The organism is Paraburkholderia sp. CI2, from assembly GCF_014201055.1.
In the GTDB taxonomy this organism is placed as follows: Bacteria; Pseudomonadota; Gammaproteobacteria; order Burkholderiales; family Burkholderiaceae; genus Paraburkholderia; species Paraburkholderia tuberum.
This window is the reverse complement of the sequence record NZ_JACHDL010000012.1, coordinates 123,994-138,867: the sequence shown is the minus strand read 5'-3', so window position 1 is coordinate 138,867 and position 14,874 is coordinate 123,994. Positions and strand designations below refer to the sequence as shown.

10 protein-coding genes and 1 pseudogene are annotated in these 14,874 nt (G+C 63.9%); 6 read left to right on the top strand and 5 right to left on the bottom strand.

The features are described from left to right. Positions 1-23 precede the first annotated feature (23 nt). Entirely contained in the window at positions 24-926 is a 903-nt protein-coding gene (locus tag HDG32_RS18445) for an NAD(P)-dependent oxidoreductase (RefSeq protein ID WP_184024092.1), read from the top strand. 174 nt (positions 927-1,100) lie between these two features. On the opposite strand, the gene flgM is transcribed toward HDG32_RS18445, so the two are convergent. Then, a complete protein-coding gene (gene flgM / locus HDG32_RS18440) occupies positions 1,101-1,412 on the bottom strand; it encodes a flagellar biosynthesis anti-sigma factor FlgM (protein ID WP_184069635.1) in 312 nt (103 codons plus the stop codon). Positions 1,413-2,262: 850 nt separating this feature from the next. On the opposite strand from flgM, the gene HDG32_RS18435 reads away from it, so the two are divergent. Both HDG32_RS18435 and HDG32_RS18430 read left to right on the top strand, forming a co-directional pair. Continuing rightward, positions 2,263-2,730 carry a CBS domain-containing protein gene (locus HDG32_RS18435; RefSeq protein ID WP_184069633.1) on the top strand — a complete coding sequence of 156 codons (468 nt, stop codon included), beginning with the start codon at positions 2,263-2,265 and terminating at the stop codon, positions 2,728-2,730. A 31-nt stretch (positions 2,731-2,761) separates the two neighbouring features. Beyond that, positions 2,762-4,777, top strand: coding sequence for an acyl CoA:acetate/3-ketoacid CoA transferase (locus tag HDG32_RS18430; protein WP_184069631.1), 2,016 nt, complete (start codon positions 2,762-2,764; stop codon positions 4,775-4,777). Between the two features lie 72 nt (positions 4,778-4,849). On the opposite strand, the gene HDG32_RS18425 is transcribed toward HDG32_RS18430, so the two are convergent. Further along, positions 4,850-7,180 (bottom strand): filamentous hemagglutinin N-terminal domain-containing protein, encoded by a 2,331-nt coding sequence (locus HDG32_RS18425; protein ID WP_184069630.1) that lies wholly within the window; start codon positions 7,178-7,180, stop codon positions 4,850-4,852. A gap of 555 nt (positions 7,181-7,735) precedes the next feature. Between HDG32_RS18425 and HDG32_RS18420 the strand changes: the two genes are divergently transcribed. Then, positions 7,736-8,959, top strand: a complete 1,224-nt coding sequence (locus HDG32_RS18420) for a YeeE/YedE family protein (protein ID WP_184069628.1) — start codon at positions 7,736-7,738, stop codon at positions 8,957-8,959. Between the two features lie 18 nt (positions 8,960-8,977). On the opposite strand, the gene HDG32_RS18415 is transcribed toward HDG32_RS18420, so the two are convergent. Then, on the bottom strand, positions 8,978-9,763 hold the full coding sequence (locus HDG32_RS18415; protein WP_260336513.1) for a DUF4410 domain-containing protein: 786 nt from the start codon (positions 9,761-9,763) through the stop codon (positions 8,978-8,980). Between the two features lie 203 nt (positions 9,764-9,966). On the opposite strand from HDG32_RS18415, the gene HDG32_RS18410 reads away from it, so the two are divergent. Further along, positions 9,967-11,619, top strand: a complete 1,653-nt coding sequence (locus tag HDG32_RS18410) for a cyclic nucleotide-binding domain-containing thioredoxin-disulfide reductase (RefSeq protein WP_184069626.1) — start codon at positions 9,967-9,969, stop codon at positions 11,617-11,619. A 42-nt stretch (positions 11,620-11,661) separates the two neighbouring features. Here the strand turns inward: HDG32_RS18410 and HDG32_RS18405 are convergent, their stop codons facing one another. Beyond that, entirely contained in the window at positions 11,662-12,564 is a 903-nt protein-coding gene (locus HDG32_RS18405; protein ID WP_184069623.1) for a DUF4922 domain-containing protein, read from the bottom strand. A gap of 51 nt (positions 12,565-12,615) precedes the next feature. Beyond that, positions 12,616-13,101: pseudogene (locus tag HDG32_RS18400) on the bottom strand (adenosine-specific kinase). Positions 13,102-13,515: 414 nt separating this feature from the next. Here HDG32_RS18400 and HDG32_RS18395 point away from each other — a divergent pair. After that, positions 13,516-14,823: a tryptophan leader peptide gene (locus tag HDG32_RS18395; protein WP_184069621.1), complete on the top strand. Its 1,308-nt coding sequence runs from the start codon at positions 13,516-13,518 to the stop codon at positions 14,821-14,823. The last annotated feature ends 51 nt before the right edge of the window (positions 14,824-14,874 follow it).

Here is a 14,874-nt window from a genome sequence, read left to right as displayed (position 1 = left end):
GGAAAACAGGAGAAGAGGAGCACATGACGAAGCGAGTGATCGTGACCGGCGGCAGCGGCCTGGCCGGAAAATGGGTGGTCCAGAACCTGGTCGAGCACGGCTACGAGGTGATGAATCTTGATCGCGTGCCGATGGCGGCGCGCACGGCGCGCACGTTGATTACGGACATCACCGATGCGGGCCAGGTATTCAATGCGCTGGCATCGAGCACCGCGCCGGGAGAATTCGCCGACGACCTCGAACCAAAGCCGATCGACGCGATTGTGCATTTTGCGGCGATCCCTCGCATCATGATCACGCCCGACAACGAGGTCTACCGGATCAACGTGATGGGCACGTACAACATCCTCGACGCAGCGTCGAAGCTTGGCATCCGCAAGGTGATCGTGGCATCGAGCGAAACCACATACGGTATGGTGTTCGCGCACCGGGATCGCAGTCCGGAGTACTTCCCGCTCGACGAGGAATACCCGGTGAACCCGATGGACAGCTACGCGACGTCGAAGGTTATCAACGAAGTGACGGCGAAGGCGTTCCACGCGCGCACCGGCTCTGACATTTACTGCTTTCGTATTGGCAACGTGCTCGAACCCAACGACTACGCGAAGTTTCCGGCGTGGCTCAAGGATCCAGCACTGCGCAAGAGGATTGCGTGGAGCTATATCGACGGGCGCGATCTCGCGAGCGCGTGCCGGCTTGCCATCGAAAAGGACGGCCTCGGCTTTCAGGTGATGAACGTCGCGGCCGACGACGTGTCGTCCGACGTACCTACCGCGGAACTGCTCCGACGCTACTACCCCGGCGTGCCGCTCAAAAAGCAACTCGGCGAGTTCGAGACCCTGCTCAGCAACGAGAAGCTCAAGCGCCTTCTTGGGTGGAACCAGCAACACTACTGGCGCGACGAAGCGAAAAAGGTCGTCCAGTAAGCATGGCGGGCCGGCCCCCGGCCGGCCAATCACGCCGTGCGAGTCTTCATGGACTGCCTTGCAACGCCGCAGACCGGCGCAATGGCGTCGTTCCCGCAGTCGGGTGGTGGGTCTCGGGAAGAATTGTCGAACAAGCCCGCAGCGAAAATTCTCCCTGCTACGTTCAGCCGCCGGTCAGCGAGTAGTCGTTTGCAGCAGGTCGCGCGCGGTGCTTAGCATGCCGTCGGCGATCTTTCCGGAATCGACCTTGTAGCTGCCGTCACGCAGGGCGCCCTTGATCGACTCGACCTTCGCCGTGTCGATATCCGAATCGCTGGACGTGTGCATCGCGAACACTGACGAGAGATTAACCGTCGAATTCTGCGCGCCGGCAGCGCTGACTTGGTGCGCGGACTCGACGGCATCCTTCGCATCGCTGTTGATCGTTGCGCGTGGCGGACCGTTCTGCGAAGCCGCGAGCGGATAATCGCTGGATTCAATCTTCATGGTGTGTGTTCCCCACTGGTTGAGTGCTTTAACGGTTCAGCGTTTGAAATCTTCACCCTGCCGTGGGAAGCGGAACCGTGTCCACGTTTCGCCGTGAGCCGCTAAGCCTTGCCGGGCGGGCACTCTAGCCGCCTGCAGCAAATTGCAACAAAGTGTGAGCAATACCACACCACGGCTATAAGCTGATCGAAGCGTCGACCCGCTCCGAATCAAAGGCGCAGGTATGCTTGAGAACACGACGCCGCACCCCATTTTGCTTGCTGTGAACAAACGTACCCGCCGCCCCTTGCAGCCTCGATGGCCCTTTCCGCCAAGTCGCGATGTCGCTGGTCGCGCCTTTGGCGATCTCGTCGCGCTTCAATATTGCGGCGCGGACGTGTGGCTCTGGCGATGCCGATGCGGCGGCCATGTGACTTCCGCCCTGAAGACGGTAGAGAGCGGTGCAGTGCGTGATTGCGGCTGCCGTGAGCAGCGCCGCGTGTGGCGGTCGCGACCGGGCTCACCTGCGCTGAAGAGCGGCGAGGTTTTCGGCCAGCTGACGACCGAGCGGTACGCTGGCGATGGATTGTGGGTTTGCCGGTGCGACTGCGGTGGTGAGGCGACAGTTAGCGCCGGACGCTTGCGAATGGGCAAGGCGCGCTCGTGCGGCAGGTGCCTCGTCGCTTCGACTCACCGAGTGGCGTAGCGCCGGAACGGAAAATGTTCGTTCGACTCAGGTCAAGCGATCTACACTGCAATTCAACGAATAAGAAAAGATCGCCAGCCTTGGCTGGGTCTGGACGATCGTATTCCGATTTCGCTTTGATCAAGCGTAGTCCGTACATGCTCCCCTTTCTGTCTGGAGGCGGTCATGAAAAAGGAGAGGAAGACAGCACGGCAAATTCTGTCCGGGAACCCTCGGGAGGTTATCTCAGTGGGCCCCGACGACACGGTGCTGAACGCGTTGCAGTTGATGGCCGACAAGGACGTGACGACGGTGCTGGTGCTGCAGGGCAGCAATCTGGTTGGCGTGCTGTCTCAGCGCGACTACGCCCGCAAGGTCGAGGTGCTTGGCCGCAACGCCGCGAACACCAGGGTTGGCGACATCATGACCACCCAGGTGCTTTATGTGACGCCCGAGCATACCTGCGATCAATGCCTCGCGTCGATGCATACCCGGCGGATCCGGCACCTGCCTGTGATCGAATCCGGGCGCGTCATCGGCGTGCTTTCCAACAGTGACGTGCTGGAGGAACTCCTGCAGGAGGACGAGCATTTCATCAGGATTCTCGAGGACGACATGCTCCATCTGACCATTGATACCGGTGGCGCCTATTAGCCAGTCGCGCTCGAATCAGGCGAGGTGAAACGTGAGCACGCAATCAACCGTGGGGGCGCTTTCACCGGCCATCCTTTCCCGTTCGTCCGGCAAAGTGGCGTCGGCGCGCGATGCCGTGCGCCTGATCCGCGACGGCGATACGGTCGCGACGGGTGGCTTCGTCGGCATCGGCTTCGCCGAAGACATCGCCATTGCCATCGAGGAACTCTGTACGGCGCGTGACGAGGATACGTTAGTCACCCTCCCAAAGCCCGCCAACCTCACGCTAGTCTATGCGGCCGGCCAGGGAGACGGCAAGGAACGCGGACTGAACCACCTGGCGACGCCGGGACTCGTCAAGCGCGTCATCGGCGGACACTGGGGCCTCGTGCCGAAGCTACAGCAGCTTGCGGTGGATAACCAGATCGAGGCGTATAACCTGCCGCAGGGCGTGATCAGCCACCTGTTTCGCGACATTGCGGCCGGAAAGCCAGGCCATCTCTCCCGGGTCGGCCTCGGCACCTTCGTCGATCCGCGCTTCGGTGGTGGCAAACTGAACGAGCGCACCACCGAGAATCTGGTCGAGTTGATGCGGATCGGCGACGAGGAATATCTGTTCTACAAGGCCTTCCCGATCAACGTCGCGATCGTGCGCGGCACCACTGCCGACCCGGAAGGCAATGTGACGATGGAGCGCGAAGCCCTGACACTGGAGGCTCTCGCGATCGCCATGGCCGCGCACAACTGCCACGGCCTCGTGATCGTCCAGGTGGAGCGCATCGCCGAAAGCGGCTCGCTCAATCCGCGACAGGTCAAGATCCCCGGCGTGCTGGTCGATTGCGTCGTGCTGGCGCCGCCCGAGAACCACCAGCAGACCTTTGCCACACCATACAGTCCGGCGTACGCCGGCGAAATCCGGATCCCCGCGAGCAGTGTGGCGCCGATGCCGATGAGTGAGCGCAAGGTGGTCGCGCGACGCGCGGCAATGGAACTCCAGCCAAACAGCGTGGTGAATCTCGGGATCGGCATGCCCGAAGGCATCGCCAGCGTCGCCAACGAGGAAAGGATCCTCGACCTGATGACGCTGACCACCGAGCCCGGCGTCATCGGCGGCATTCCAGCGGGAGGCTTGAACTTCGGCGCGGCGACCAATGCGCAGGCGATCATCGATCAGCCCGCCCAGTTCGATTTCTATGACGGCGGCGGGCTCGACGTCGCCTTTCTTGGCCTCGCCCAGGCCGATCGCATGGGAAACCTCAATGTGTCGAAATTCGGGCCGCGCCTGGCCGGTGCCGGAGGCTTCATCAACATCAGCCAGAATGCCAGGAAAGTCGTGTTCGTCGGCACTTTCATGGCGGGCCACAGCCAGATTGCAGTCGTCGACGGCAAGCTGCGTATCCACCGTGACGGCACCGCCAGGAAATTCATCGAGGAAGTCGAGCATCGCACGTTCTCTGGCCCGTATGCGGCGGCAATGGGCAAGCCGGTCCTCTACATCACCGAGCGTTGCGTGTTCGAGCTGGGCGCCGAGGGCATGGAACTCATCGAGATTGCACCGGGCGTCGATCTGGAGCGCGATATTCTGGGCAGGATGGACTTCGCACCGATCCTGCGTTCGCCGACGCAGATGGACGAGCGGATTTTCCTGCCTGAACCGATGGGCCTGCGCTCGAATGTTTTGCGACTGCCGCTGGAAGCGCGCTTCATCTACGACGACGACAAGAACATCATGTTTCTCAATTTCGCGCGCCTCGAGGTGAAGCGTCCCGACGACATCGCGGCGATCCGGACTCAGGTATGCCGCGTCTGCGAACCACTGGACCACAAGGTTTATGCAGTGGTGAACTACGAGGGTTTCGTGTTGGACCCCGCGCTGGAGGACGCGTACGTCGAAATGGTCGAGGATATGGTGCAGCGCTACTATCTCGGCGTAACGCGCTTCACTACCAGCGCTTTCATGCGCGCCAAGCTGGGTGGCGCCCTTACGCGGCGCGGGCTGTCACCTTATGTCTATGAGACGGAGGCGGAAGCGCAGGCCTACCTGCGCGAACAGTCGTCAAACCGCTGAATCCGGCTTGCATCGTGATCGCGGCACCGAAGGCCGAGTGTGCCCGCGCCGGGTTCTGTCGGACCCTCGATGTCAGTGCCCTGCCAGCCAGCCCAACTGAGGCCCCGGATATCCCGCGACCCACGTGCCGTTCGCGCTGAAATCCCACGTCGGACCGAAGCTCGCCGGCTCGAGCAACTGGGTGTCCGTGAGTCCGCTCGAACTGGCCACCGCCGTGCCCGAACCGACACCCGCCGCCGCCCCCGACGATTGGCTGTTCCAGAACACGTTCGCCGCGATCCGGCCGCTGTTCGTGCCCGCGATACCGCCCTCCGTCGAGTTCGCGCCCGCCGTGAGTCTGGACGCGGCATACGACTCGCGGATGAAGCCCGTATTGATGCCGACAAGTCCGCCGACAGTCGCGCCGCCGTTCAGGAATTCGTAGGCGTACGATCGGCCGATGACGCCATGGTTCGTGCCGACGAGTCCGCCGACCGTGCTTTGCGCACCGCCCGATGCGGGGGCGATCGCGAAAGACTGATCGATGCGGCCATCGTTGAGCCCGACCAGCCCACCGATCTGGCCCACGCCGATGATGTTCACGCCCGCCCACGAGCGCTCGATGCGCCCAAAGTTCTCGCCGACCAGACCGCCGGCCACTGTGCTCGTGTTGCCCGGGGCACCGATGGCGCCCGTTGCGCCGACGTTCACCATGTATCCGTAGTTGATGCCGGCCAGCAAGCCGACCGTTTCTCCCGAGGACGTCGCGGTGCCGTCCGCGAGCGTGAAATTGCGCACGACGCCGCTCTTGCCGATCACGCCGAAGAGTCCGGTATCGGCCGCGCTTGAGAGACGCAGATCCGCGGGGAGATGCCCCATGCCGTCGAACTGACCGGTGAACGGATTCGCGGCGGTGCCGATGCCTCCGAACTCCGGCGCACCCGCGAATTCCAGCCCCCTGCTGCCCAACGCATAGTTGCCGGAGAGGTTGTTATTCACCGCGCTCAGGTCCGTCATGGAGTTGACGAGCTGATAGGCCGTGAACTGCGTGACGAGCCCAGTAAACGGCGCGGGGTGCCACGATACGTTGGTGTACACCGTGCCGGGCGTGTAGCTGCCGTTCATGTCGTACAGGCCGCTGACGATGCCCATGCTTCGCGACCAGTCGATCGTGCCCTGGTTGGTCAGACTGCCGCCGTTGTCGAAACCATAGGTGTCGGCGGACAGCGTGAGCGAGCCTGTGCCCCTATTGGCGATGGTCGCCTGCGGTGCGATCGTCAGCGAGTGCGCCGCGTCGAGCGTCAGGGAGGAGGCTCCGTGCCAGCGCACGCTCGCTTCGATCGCGATGTCTCCCTCGCCGGTCGCCCCGAGCTTGCCGTCCGCGCCGTTCGCGAGCACGGAGATGGACGCGCCGTTGCTCAGACTTGCGCCGAGCGTGTTGGCGGTGGGGACGTCCGCGGTGAAGTCCCCAGTGGTGATGTTCCATGCTTTCGCCCGCACATCCGCGCCGCCGACCTTGACGTCCTTGCCGGACATGTCGAGCGTGCCGCCGCTGCCGTCCGCGTTACGCGCGCTGATTTGCGCCCCGCGCGCATCGACGTTGCCGGAGTTGACGACGACCCCGTTGACGGTGGTGTTCGCGACGAGCCAGACGTGGCCGTCGCGCGTCGCGGTGCCGGTGGCGCGCAGGGCGCCCGAATGACCCGCGAGCGCGAAGATATTGCCGTCGGCCGCCTGCACGTTGATGATCGCCGCCCGTACCGTGCCTGAGTTCGTCACCGTGCCGCCGCTTCCCATGTCCACGAAGACTTGTTGAAAGTTGCCGTCGAAGAGCCGGACCTGACGGCCTGCGACGAGTTCGGCATTGCCGTTCGGCGCATCGATCGTCCCTGCGTTCGTGACCTTGCTGGCCGATATCAGGAACACGTCCCCACCCGACGAACTGATCTTGCCGAGATTGACTACATCCGCCGTGGAACTGCCTGTGTAAGCCGAGCCACCGAACACGGGCGGGTTGAGAAAGACATCGTTGGGGACGTCGAGCGTCGACGCGACGAAACGCCCTCCCGTCGACACCACGCCGCCTGGCCCAATGAGCACGCCATGCGGATTGACGAGGTAGATGCTGCCGGTGCCCTTCAGCGTGCCGTAGATCGCCGACACATCGTTACCCGTCACGCGATTGAGTGTCGCGCCCGTGCCGTTGTTGATCGACACCGTGCGGCACGATCCGATCGAAAAACTGTTCCATTCGATGATGCCGCGCGCGCCCGCTTGCGTGATGCTCATGCCGGCATCGTTCTGAGTGATGCTTCCCGAGCCGGCGACGAAATGCCCGCCTTGCGGCAGGGTACCGGCCGCGCACGCGACGTGCGTCGTGGAAAGTCCGGTCAGCGAACTGGCGATGGCAAATGAAATTCGCACGCTTGCACGACGGCGTTGCGATGGACGTTGCCGCAGCAGAGATGGCCTTCGAGTGCTCATACATCCCCCTTCCACGCTCGCGCGAAACGGTTGCCAACGACCCGTGGAGCCGACCGGAAACGCGTGAGTCGCCGCGTATGAAGATTAGCAGTTCGCCTCGTCGCCACTTAACGACCGTGGCTGATTTGGTCGATATTTCGGCCCGAAATGTTGTTGCGCGACCGGGACGGGATTACCGTCGCCTTCCATCTTGATAACGATTTCAATGCCAGTTTGAAATACCGTTATTACGGGAGGTTATTAAGTCACTGGTTTCAAGCGCGGCCGACCACCGTCAAGCCCCCGTGCGGCGGGCCTCGCAGCCTGGCGGCACCGTGCGCGCCCGGAGTTGCCATCGGGCAGCGCGAACCTTGCTGGGCAACAGCCGCAACGCGACATTTCGGTATACTCGCGAGCTTTCCCAAAAACGACTATTCGCGGCCCTCCTCCCGCGCAGCGACCGCCGTTTCATAGGCGTGCCGCCCTCGCGCGACAAGCGTGCCCGCCCCGCTCACCATGTCCGATCTCTCCACGCCGTTCGGCGCGCCCCGCCGTCTCGTCAACATCAATCCGAAGCCGCTCGCCGTCGCGCTCGCGCTGGTCGTGCTCGGCGCGATCTATCTCGCGCAGACCGTCAGCGTGAAACAGGCCGCGCTGTACGTCCTCGGCGCGCTGCTCGGCGTCACGCTCTATCACGCCGCGTTCGGCTTCACGTCCGCATGGCGCGTGTTCATCGCCGACGGCCGCGGCGCCGGCCTGCGCGCGCAGATGCTGATGCTCGCGATCGGCGTGCTGCTGTTCTTCCCCGCGCTTTCCGCCGGCACGCTATTCGGTCATCCGGTCGTCGGCGAAGTGTCGCCCGTCGGCACGTCGGTCCTGATCGGCGCGTTCATGTTCGGCATCGGCATGCAGCTCGGCGGCGGCTGCGCCTCCGGCACGCTGTATACGGTCGGCGGCGGCAGCACGCGGATGGTGGTCACGCTGATCGCGTTCATCATCGGCTCGGTGATCGGCACCGCGCACATGCCGTTCTGGTCCGCGCTGCCGCATCTGCCGCCGATCTCGCTCGTGCAGACGCTCGGCGTCGGCCCGGCGATCGCGCTGAACCTCGTGGTGTTCGCGGCCATCGCGGCGCTGAGCGTGCTGATCGAAAAGCGCCGTCACGGCCGTCTCGTCAGCGGCGTGGATCGCGCCCCGAACCCATCGCCGTGGCTGCATGGCCCGTGGCCGCTCCTCACCGGCGGCGTCGTGCTCGCGATCCTCAACTTCGCGACGCTCGCGCTGTCGGGCCATCCGTGGGGCGTCACGTCGGCGTTCGCGCTGTGGGGCGCGAAGGCGTTCTCCGCGATGGGCGTCGACGTCGCGAGCTGGCATGTGTGGAGCACCGGCCCGAACGCGGCCGCCCTTGCCGCACCGATCAGCCACGACGTGAAGTCGGTCATGGACATCGGCATCGTGATCGGCGCGATGGTTGCCGCTTCGCTGGCCGGCCGCTATGCGCCGGTGTGGCGTCTGCCGCTGCGCTCGCTGATCGCGGCAATCATCGGCGGACTGATTCTCGGCTACGGCGCGCGCCTCGCGTACGGCTGCAATATCGGCGCGTACTTCAGCGGCATCGTGTCGGGCAGCCTGCACGGCTGGCTGTGGCTCGTCTCGGCATTTTTCGGCAACGTGGTCGGCACGAAGCTGCGTCCGGTGTTCGGCCTCGCGGTCGAGCGCGTCAAGCAGACGGGCTGCTGAGCGGGCGGCTTCGGCCGCCTATCGGGCGGGGGCTGCGCTGCCGGCCTCCCTTGCACCCGTCTGAAGCCGTCGCGCGAGTTCGTCAGCGATCTGCTCCGCGCTTTTCCTGACCGCCGTTTTTTCATCGCGGCCGGACAGAACGACCTTCGCGGCGATCACGTACGGGTTGAGCTTGATCACGGCGCCCGGCATATCCCTGCTCGCCCCCTCTTCAACAGTTTCATAGAGCGGCGGTAACTCCGGCGTAGCCAGGTTATCGCAGGAAACCGCGACCTGAAACTGGCTTTGGCCCGCGCCCATACCCACCATCGCGCGACGCAGCCGATTACCCTCATCGACACTGAGAAAAACGCCGCGCACCTGCCAGCCGTCGTGGGGCAGCGGTTCACCCGGCGTGACGCGGCGCGCGTCTACTCCGGCCTTCTTCAGATCGTCCGTCAGAGATTGCGCCATCAGCGCAACCATGTCTCGCGCACGCGCCTGCGGATCTTGCTGCTGACGCAGCGGGCCCTCAGGCACGAGATTGCCCAGGATGCCTCGCGCGCGGTGGCCTGGCCCGCTGTCAGGGGCGATGTTCGCGGCGTCGAGATCGAAATCGGAGACATAGACGACCGGCGGCGCGACAGGAGCCGCGAGCGCTGCCGACGAATCCGCGGCCAGACATCCTTGCGCGCTGGCACACACGTACGTCGCCAGACATATCATTCGCACCCATCGCAACACCATTGCGCACCTCCACGCTGATCGCCTGGTACTGGTTGCATGGCAGCGACGAAATACGGCATCCATATCGCGGCCGCTCATCCATCTTAGGTCTTTCAGAAGCGCACCCAGGGCTCGATCGTCTGCATCGCGATCTGAAAATCCTATACTGGGTCGGTGCGGTTGCTGACTTCGCGCCTTGTCTGCACATCCGTTTGCACGAGTCCAATCGTCCGACATGACGCCCCTGAAACCCGGTGGACCGCGCGTTGCGTCATCTGCCCGACAGAACGGAAAACCAAGCCATGCTGACGATCGACGACGTCCGCGCCGTGCCGCTGTTCTCGACCCTCCCCGATAGCGAACTGGAAATCCTCGTGCACGCGTGCGCCGACCTGCATCTATGCGCGGGCGAGTTCGCGGTCCATGAAGGCGGCGAGCGCGCGTTATACGCCGTGCTGTCGGGCAAGATGGAAGTCATCAAGACGTTCGACGGCATCGAGCGAAGCTTGGGCTGGCGTCTGCCCGGCACGATCTTCGGCGAAGTGCCGCTCGCGCTGAGCTCACCGTTTCCGGGCGCGTATCGAGCGGCCGAGCCTTCGCGCGTGATGCGGGTCGACGCGCCGCAATACTATGCGCTCGCGGCGGCGTCGCCCGACGTGGCGTTCAAGATGGGCGCGCTCGCGCGCGAACGCATCGGCGGGCTGCAAAGCCTTTCCGCCGAGCCGCCGAAGGCGCGTGTGACGATCGTCGGCAACCGTTGGGACAATGCGTGCACGCTGCTGCGTCAGTTCCTCGCGCGCAATCAGATCAGCGTCGACTGGCTGGCGCCGGATGCGCCCGAATTGGCCGCGCGCTGGCCTGGCACGTGTCCGACGGAAGGCGAGTGCCCCACGTTGCGCCTCGTCGACGGCACGGTGCTGAGACGGCCCGCGACCCGCGAGCTTGCGGGACTGCTCGGCCTCCAGACGCAGCCGCGTCTGGCCGGATACGACACGGCGATCATCGGCGGCGGCCCCGCGGGGCTGGCTGCCGCGGTATACGGCGCGTCGGAAGGTCTGCGCACGCTGGTGCTCGAGCGCGAGGCGCCGGGCGGACAGGCGGGCACGTCCTCGCGCATCGAAAATTATCTCGGCTTTCCCAATGGTGTTTCCGGCGACGAACTCGCGAGCCGCGCGCTGCAACAGGCACGGCGGCTCGGCGCGGAGATCCTCGTGACGCGCTCGGTCGAGCGCATCGATGTGCAGGCGCGGCGGATTCATCTCGATGGCGGCGACGCCGTGCACGCTCGAACCATCATTCTCGCGACGGGCGTCACGTGGCGGCGGCTTGCGATCGACGGCTTCGACCGCTTTATCGGCAAGGGGATTTACTACGGCGCGGCGCGCAGCGAAGCGAGCGCGACGCACGGCCTCGATGTCCATCTGATCGGCGGCGGCAATTCGGCCGGCCAGGCGGCGTTGTTCTTCGCCAATCATGCGCGCAGCGTGACGCTCGTCGTGCGCGGCGATTCGCTCGAAAAGGGCATGTCGCGCTATCTCGTCGAACAGCTAGCGGGCAAATCGAATGTCGCGGTGCGGCTGCGCTCCGAAGTCGTCGGCGCGCATGGCGATACGCATCTGACGGCCATCAGCGTTCGCGACTCGACGAGCGACGCAGTGAGCCGACACGACTGCGGCGGTCTGTTCGTCTTCATCGGAGCGGATGCGCAGACGGAGTGGCTGCCGCCCGAAATCGCGCGCGATGTGCGCGGCTACGTTCTGACCGGCGATGACGTCGTCAAGGCCGGACTCTGGTCGCATCAGCGCGATCCTTCTCTGCTCGAATCCAGCGTGGCTGGCGTGTTCGCGTGCGGAGACGTGAGACTGAGTCCTGTGAAGCGCGTCGCTTCGGCCGTCGGCGAGGGCAGCATGGCGATTGCTTTCGCGCACAGGTATTTGCAGTCGGACGGCGCTTGAGTTCGTCGCGTGAGACTGCTGCGCGATCGGGTTGCGCGGCCGCTATGTATTCGCAGGTAGCGCGACGCGTTCCAATACCGTCATCGGGCCGAGCCTTTCGATCACATCCAGTTGAGCCGCATCGCGCACGAACAGCGAACCCGCAAAGCCGAGCGCGTTGACCGACACGCCTTCGACTCGCTCTTGCGATCTCGGCACGAGCAACATCCAGCGCCGCGTGACCAGCAGGTTGTAGGGCGTCGCATGACAGCCGGCACGGTCGATTTCGAGCGCGCCGATATCCGCCGCGTCGAGCAGCGCGCGATAGCGTGAAAGCGCCAGCTTCGGCGCATCCGCGCGAGCCAGATCATCGGCGTGAAAGCGTGCGAACGCATGCCGAAACGGCAGATCCGGCAAGCCGTTCTCCGCACCGAGCAAGGGCTCGACAGGCACGGACGGATCGGCTTCCCCGAGCGGCAGCGGCACGATCTGCAGGTGCTTGTGCGGCTGGCTCGCGCCCGCCTGCGTGCCGGCGTTGTAAAAGCCGATGCCGTCGAATTCGGCCATGCACGCGAGCAGCGCTTCGAAATCGGCAAGATCGAGCAGCGCTTCCTGCCGTTCGAATTCGCGCGTGACGATCAGCAGATGATGATCGATCACGTTGAACTTGTTCAGCAACGCGAGGTGAGTATCGGAGATGTCGGCGACGAACAGATCCGGCTCATAGGGAAGAAATGGGTTCGCCTGAGGGTGCTTTGCCGTCTGCAGCTTTCGCGCTTGCTCGCGTTGCTGTTCCTTGCGCGTCAGGCTCGACACCTGACGCACGAGAAAGCGGATGCCGCCGCTGTCGATCACGGACTGTTGCGTGTCGATCGGTCGCAGCGCGCCGCAGCTCAGCGCATGTCCGGTCTGTCGCACAATGGCGGGCCATAGCGTGCCCGGAATCAGGCGTCGTTGTCGTTCCATAGCATGTCGGCAGGCGTGGCGGCGCGCGTGAAGCGGGTGAACGCGCAGCCGCTACAGCTTGTAGCCTATCGTGCGCAAAAGATCCTTGCGCCATTGAATGTCCTCCGCGCTTTCCGTGCCGACCGGCGAAAAACCATCGATCACGCCGACGATGCCTCGCCCCTGATCTGTTTCAGCGATCAGCACTTCGACGGGATTCGCCGTTGCGCAGAAGATGCGGCAGACCTCCGGCACGGCCTTGATCGTGTTCAGCACGTTGACGGGGAAAAAGCCGTCGCCCAGAAACACGAAGAAGCTATGGCCCGCGCCGACGTTGGTTGCGTTCTGGCATGCCATCTCGACAAGGCTTTCGTCGGTGCCGGAGCGCCGCACGAGGCGCTTGCCGGAAGCCTCGCAAAACGCGAGACCGAACTTGATGCCGGGCACCGTGCCGACCATCGCTTAGTGAATATCCTCGACAGATTTGATGAAGTGGCTTTGCCCGAGAATGAAGTTGGTCGCTTCGGGCTTGACGACCTTGACGGCGGACAATTGCATGGTGGACCTCGCTCCATTGCGGCAACACGCCGATGAAAACACGTCGAACACGGGCCAACGCGACCGTGGATGGTTCGCGCGTCAGCCGGTCTTCGTCGATCCGGCTTCTAGCCTAGTACTAACCGCGCGTGAGCGAAACCTCGACCGACCACGAGCCGCGGGATTCGAATGCGCCCTGACACCGCTTCCGGGTCGCGCCAGTCCAGGATCGAGCAGGCAGAGAAAGCCTGGCTTATGGCGGCACTGATCGACCAAAAGCCGATTCATCCTCATAGCGTTTTGACCCGCTTTAAACCCCCATCGCAGCGCGGCGACCTCTCCGGGTCAACAAGGTCAACCGCCGGTTTACGCCCCCGACCGAGTGTGCAAGTATCTTCACCAAGCCGCATCCCGCACACTCTTGCGAGGTTCACGATGGCCTGGAAACTTTGGAAGACCGAGAAGCGGTACGACGAGACGCGAAGCTGGCCGAGCGGCACGCATGAGTCGTTGAAGCAGCTTCTGGATATGTATCTGGGCAGCGACTCGCCGCCGTTTGCGAACTGGGCCGCGCCTGGAATTACTTTTGCGCCCGAAGTCGAAACGCTCGCGCGAAACGGAGTCCGGGGGTATCAGCTTGCCCTCTGGTTGTGGCTTTTTGCCGAGAAGCACGGCACGATCGCGGCAAAAATGGTGCGCGAGTCTTTGTGCCTGCTCGCCGACGCGATGCAACCGTCGTCCGGCGACAAGATCGACTCGCTCCTCGACCTCGAAAACCGCCTCGCGCATTCTGTCGAGGACCTTTCCGCTCAACAGCGCACCTTCCGACTGGAGGGTCTGTCCGTCGAGCTACCCATGGAGTTTTTCCTCGCTACCGCCTTCCTCAGGCTCGCACCGGACTCGCCTTACGCCGGGAACGAAGGCACCGACCTGCAAGGCAACGACTTCAAACTGGCCGACTGTTTTGAGCATGCAACCGAAGAGGGGCTGGCGGTATTCCGGCCCATGATAGACGCGGTCGACTTCGACGCGAAATCGCTGCCCAACTGGAGATGGAGCGCTCATCCCGGCGCCGCCGAGCGACACCTGCAACGCCGCCACAAGAATCCCCTTTTCGCCCTTCATCGCCAGATGGTGACGGCTCACGAGGTCTATGAGGCACGGCTCGCCGACGCTCGGGCCATCGAGGACATCAGGACCGAGCTCAATGAGACTAGCCGGTCGTTCTCCGAGACGACCGAATTGCCCTTGAACTGGCAGCCCTTCCTCGAAGGATACCGGGACCACGTCGACAGGCTCGACGAACGCCGGCTCGTCGTTGGCGGACAGAGCACGTCGCTCGGCAATGCAATTGCAGCGTTGCGCGCCGACATACTTGCGACCTGGCGCGCTTCGATTCACAAGAACCGGCACAGTCTCGCGACTCTGGAGCAGGAAGAAGCGAAACGGGCTGAGCGACGAACGCTGCTGTATGGATGCGAGTGGACGGCCCAGCTTTTGAGCCACGGGTCGCTGATCCCGCCGGAAGAGGTGGTTCCCGCCCTGCTAAGCGAGCCCCCTTCCGAGCTGGAAAAGGTGGTGACCGGTCTGCGGGGCGAACCGCGACTGCATGAGACGCTTGCGCAGTGTTGCGCAACTGCGCATCGGCTTGTCAACGAGCTTCGCGCGGCTGGCCATCAGCTTCCCGACATCGACGACAAGCTTCGCATTCTGGATGGTGCGCCCGGCCAGTTGCCGGTCTGATCGTCTTCCAGGTGTGCCATGTCGTGTTACCTATTTGGACCCCACGCCCGA

Excerpts from the sequence above, each read along its gene's own strand:
- HDG32_RS18445 (WP_184024092.1), top strand. The coding sequence starts at position 24 with ATGACGAAGCGAGTGATCGTGACCGGCGGCAGCGGCCTGGCCGGAAAA.
- flgM (WP_184069635.1), bottom strand. The coding sequence starts at position 1,412 with ATGAAGATTGAATCCAGCGATTATCCGCTCGCGGCTTCGCAGAACGGT.
- HDG32_RS18435 (WP_184069633.1), top strand. The coding sequence starts at position 2,263 with ATGAAAAAGGAGAGGAAGACAGCACGGCAAATTCTGTCCGGGAACCCT.
- HDG32_RS18420 (WP_184069628.1), top strand. The coding sequence starts at position 7,736 with ATGTCCGATCTCTCCACGCCGTTCGGCGCGCCCCGCCGTCTCGTCAAC.
- HDG32_RS18415 (WP_260336513.1), bottom strand. The coding sequence starts at position 9,763 with ATGAGCGGCCGCGATATGGATGCCGTATTTCGTCGCTGCCATGCAACC.
- HDG32_RS18410 (WP_184069626.1), top strand. The coding sequence starts at position 9,967 with ATGCTGACGATCGACGACGTCCGCGCCGTGCCGCTGTTCTCGACCCTC.
- HDG32_RS18405 (WP_184069623.1), bottom strand. The coding sequence starts at position 12,564 with ATGGAACGACAACGACGCCTGATTCCGGGCACGCTATGGCCCGCCATT.
- HDG32_RS18395 (WP_184069621.1), top strand. The coding sequence starts at position 13,516 with ATGGCCTGGAAACTTTGGAAGACCGAGAAGCGGTACGACGAGACGCGA.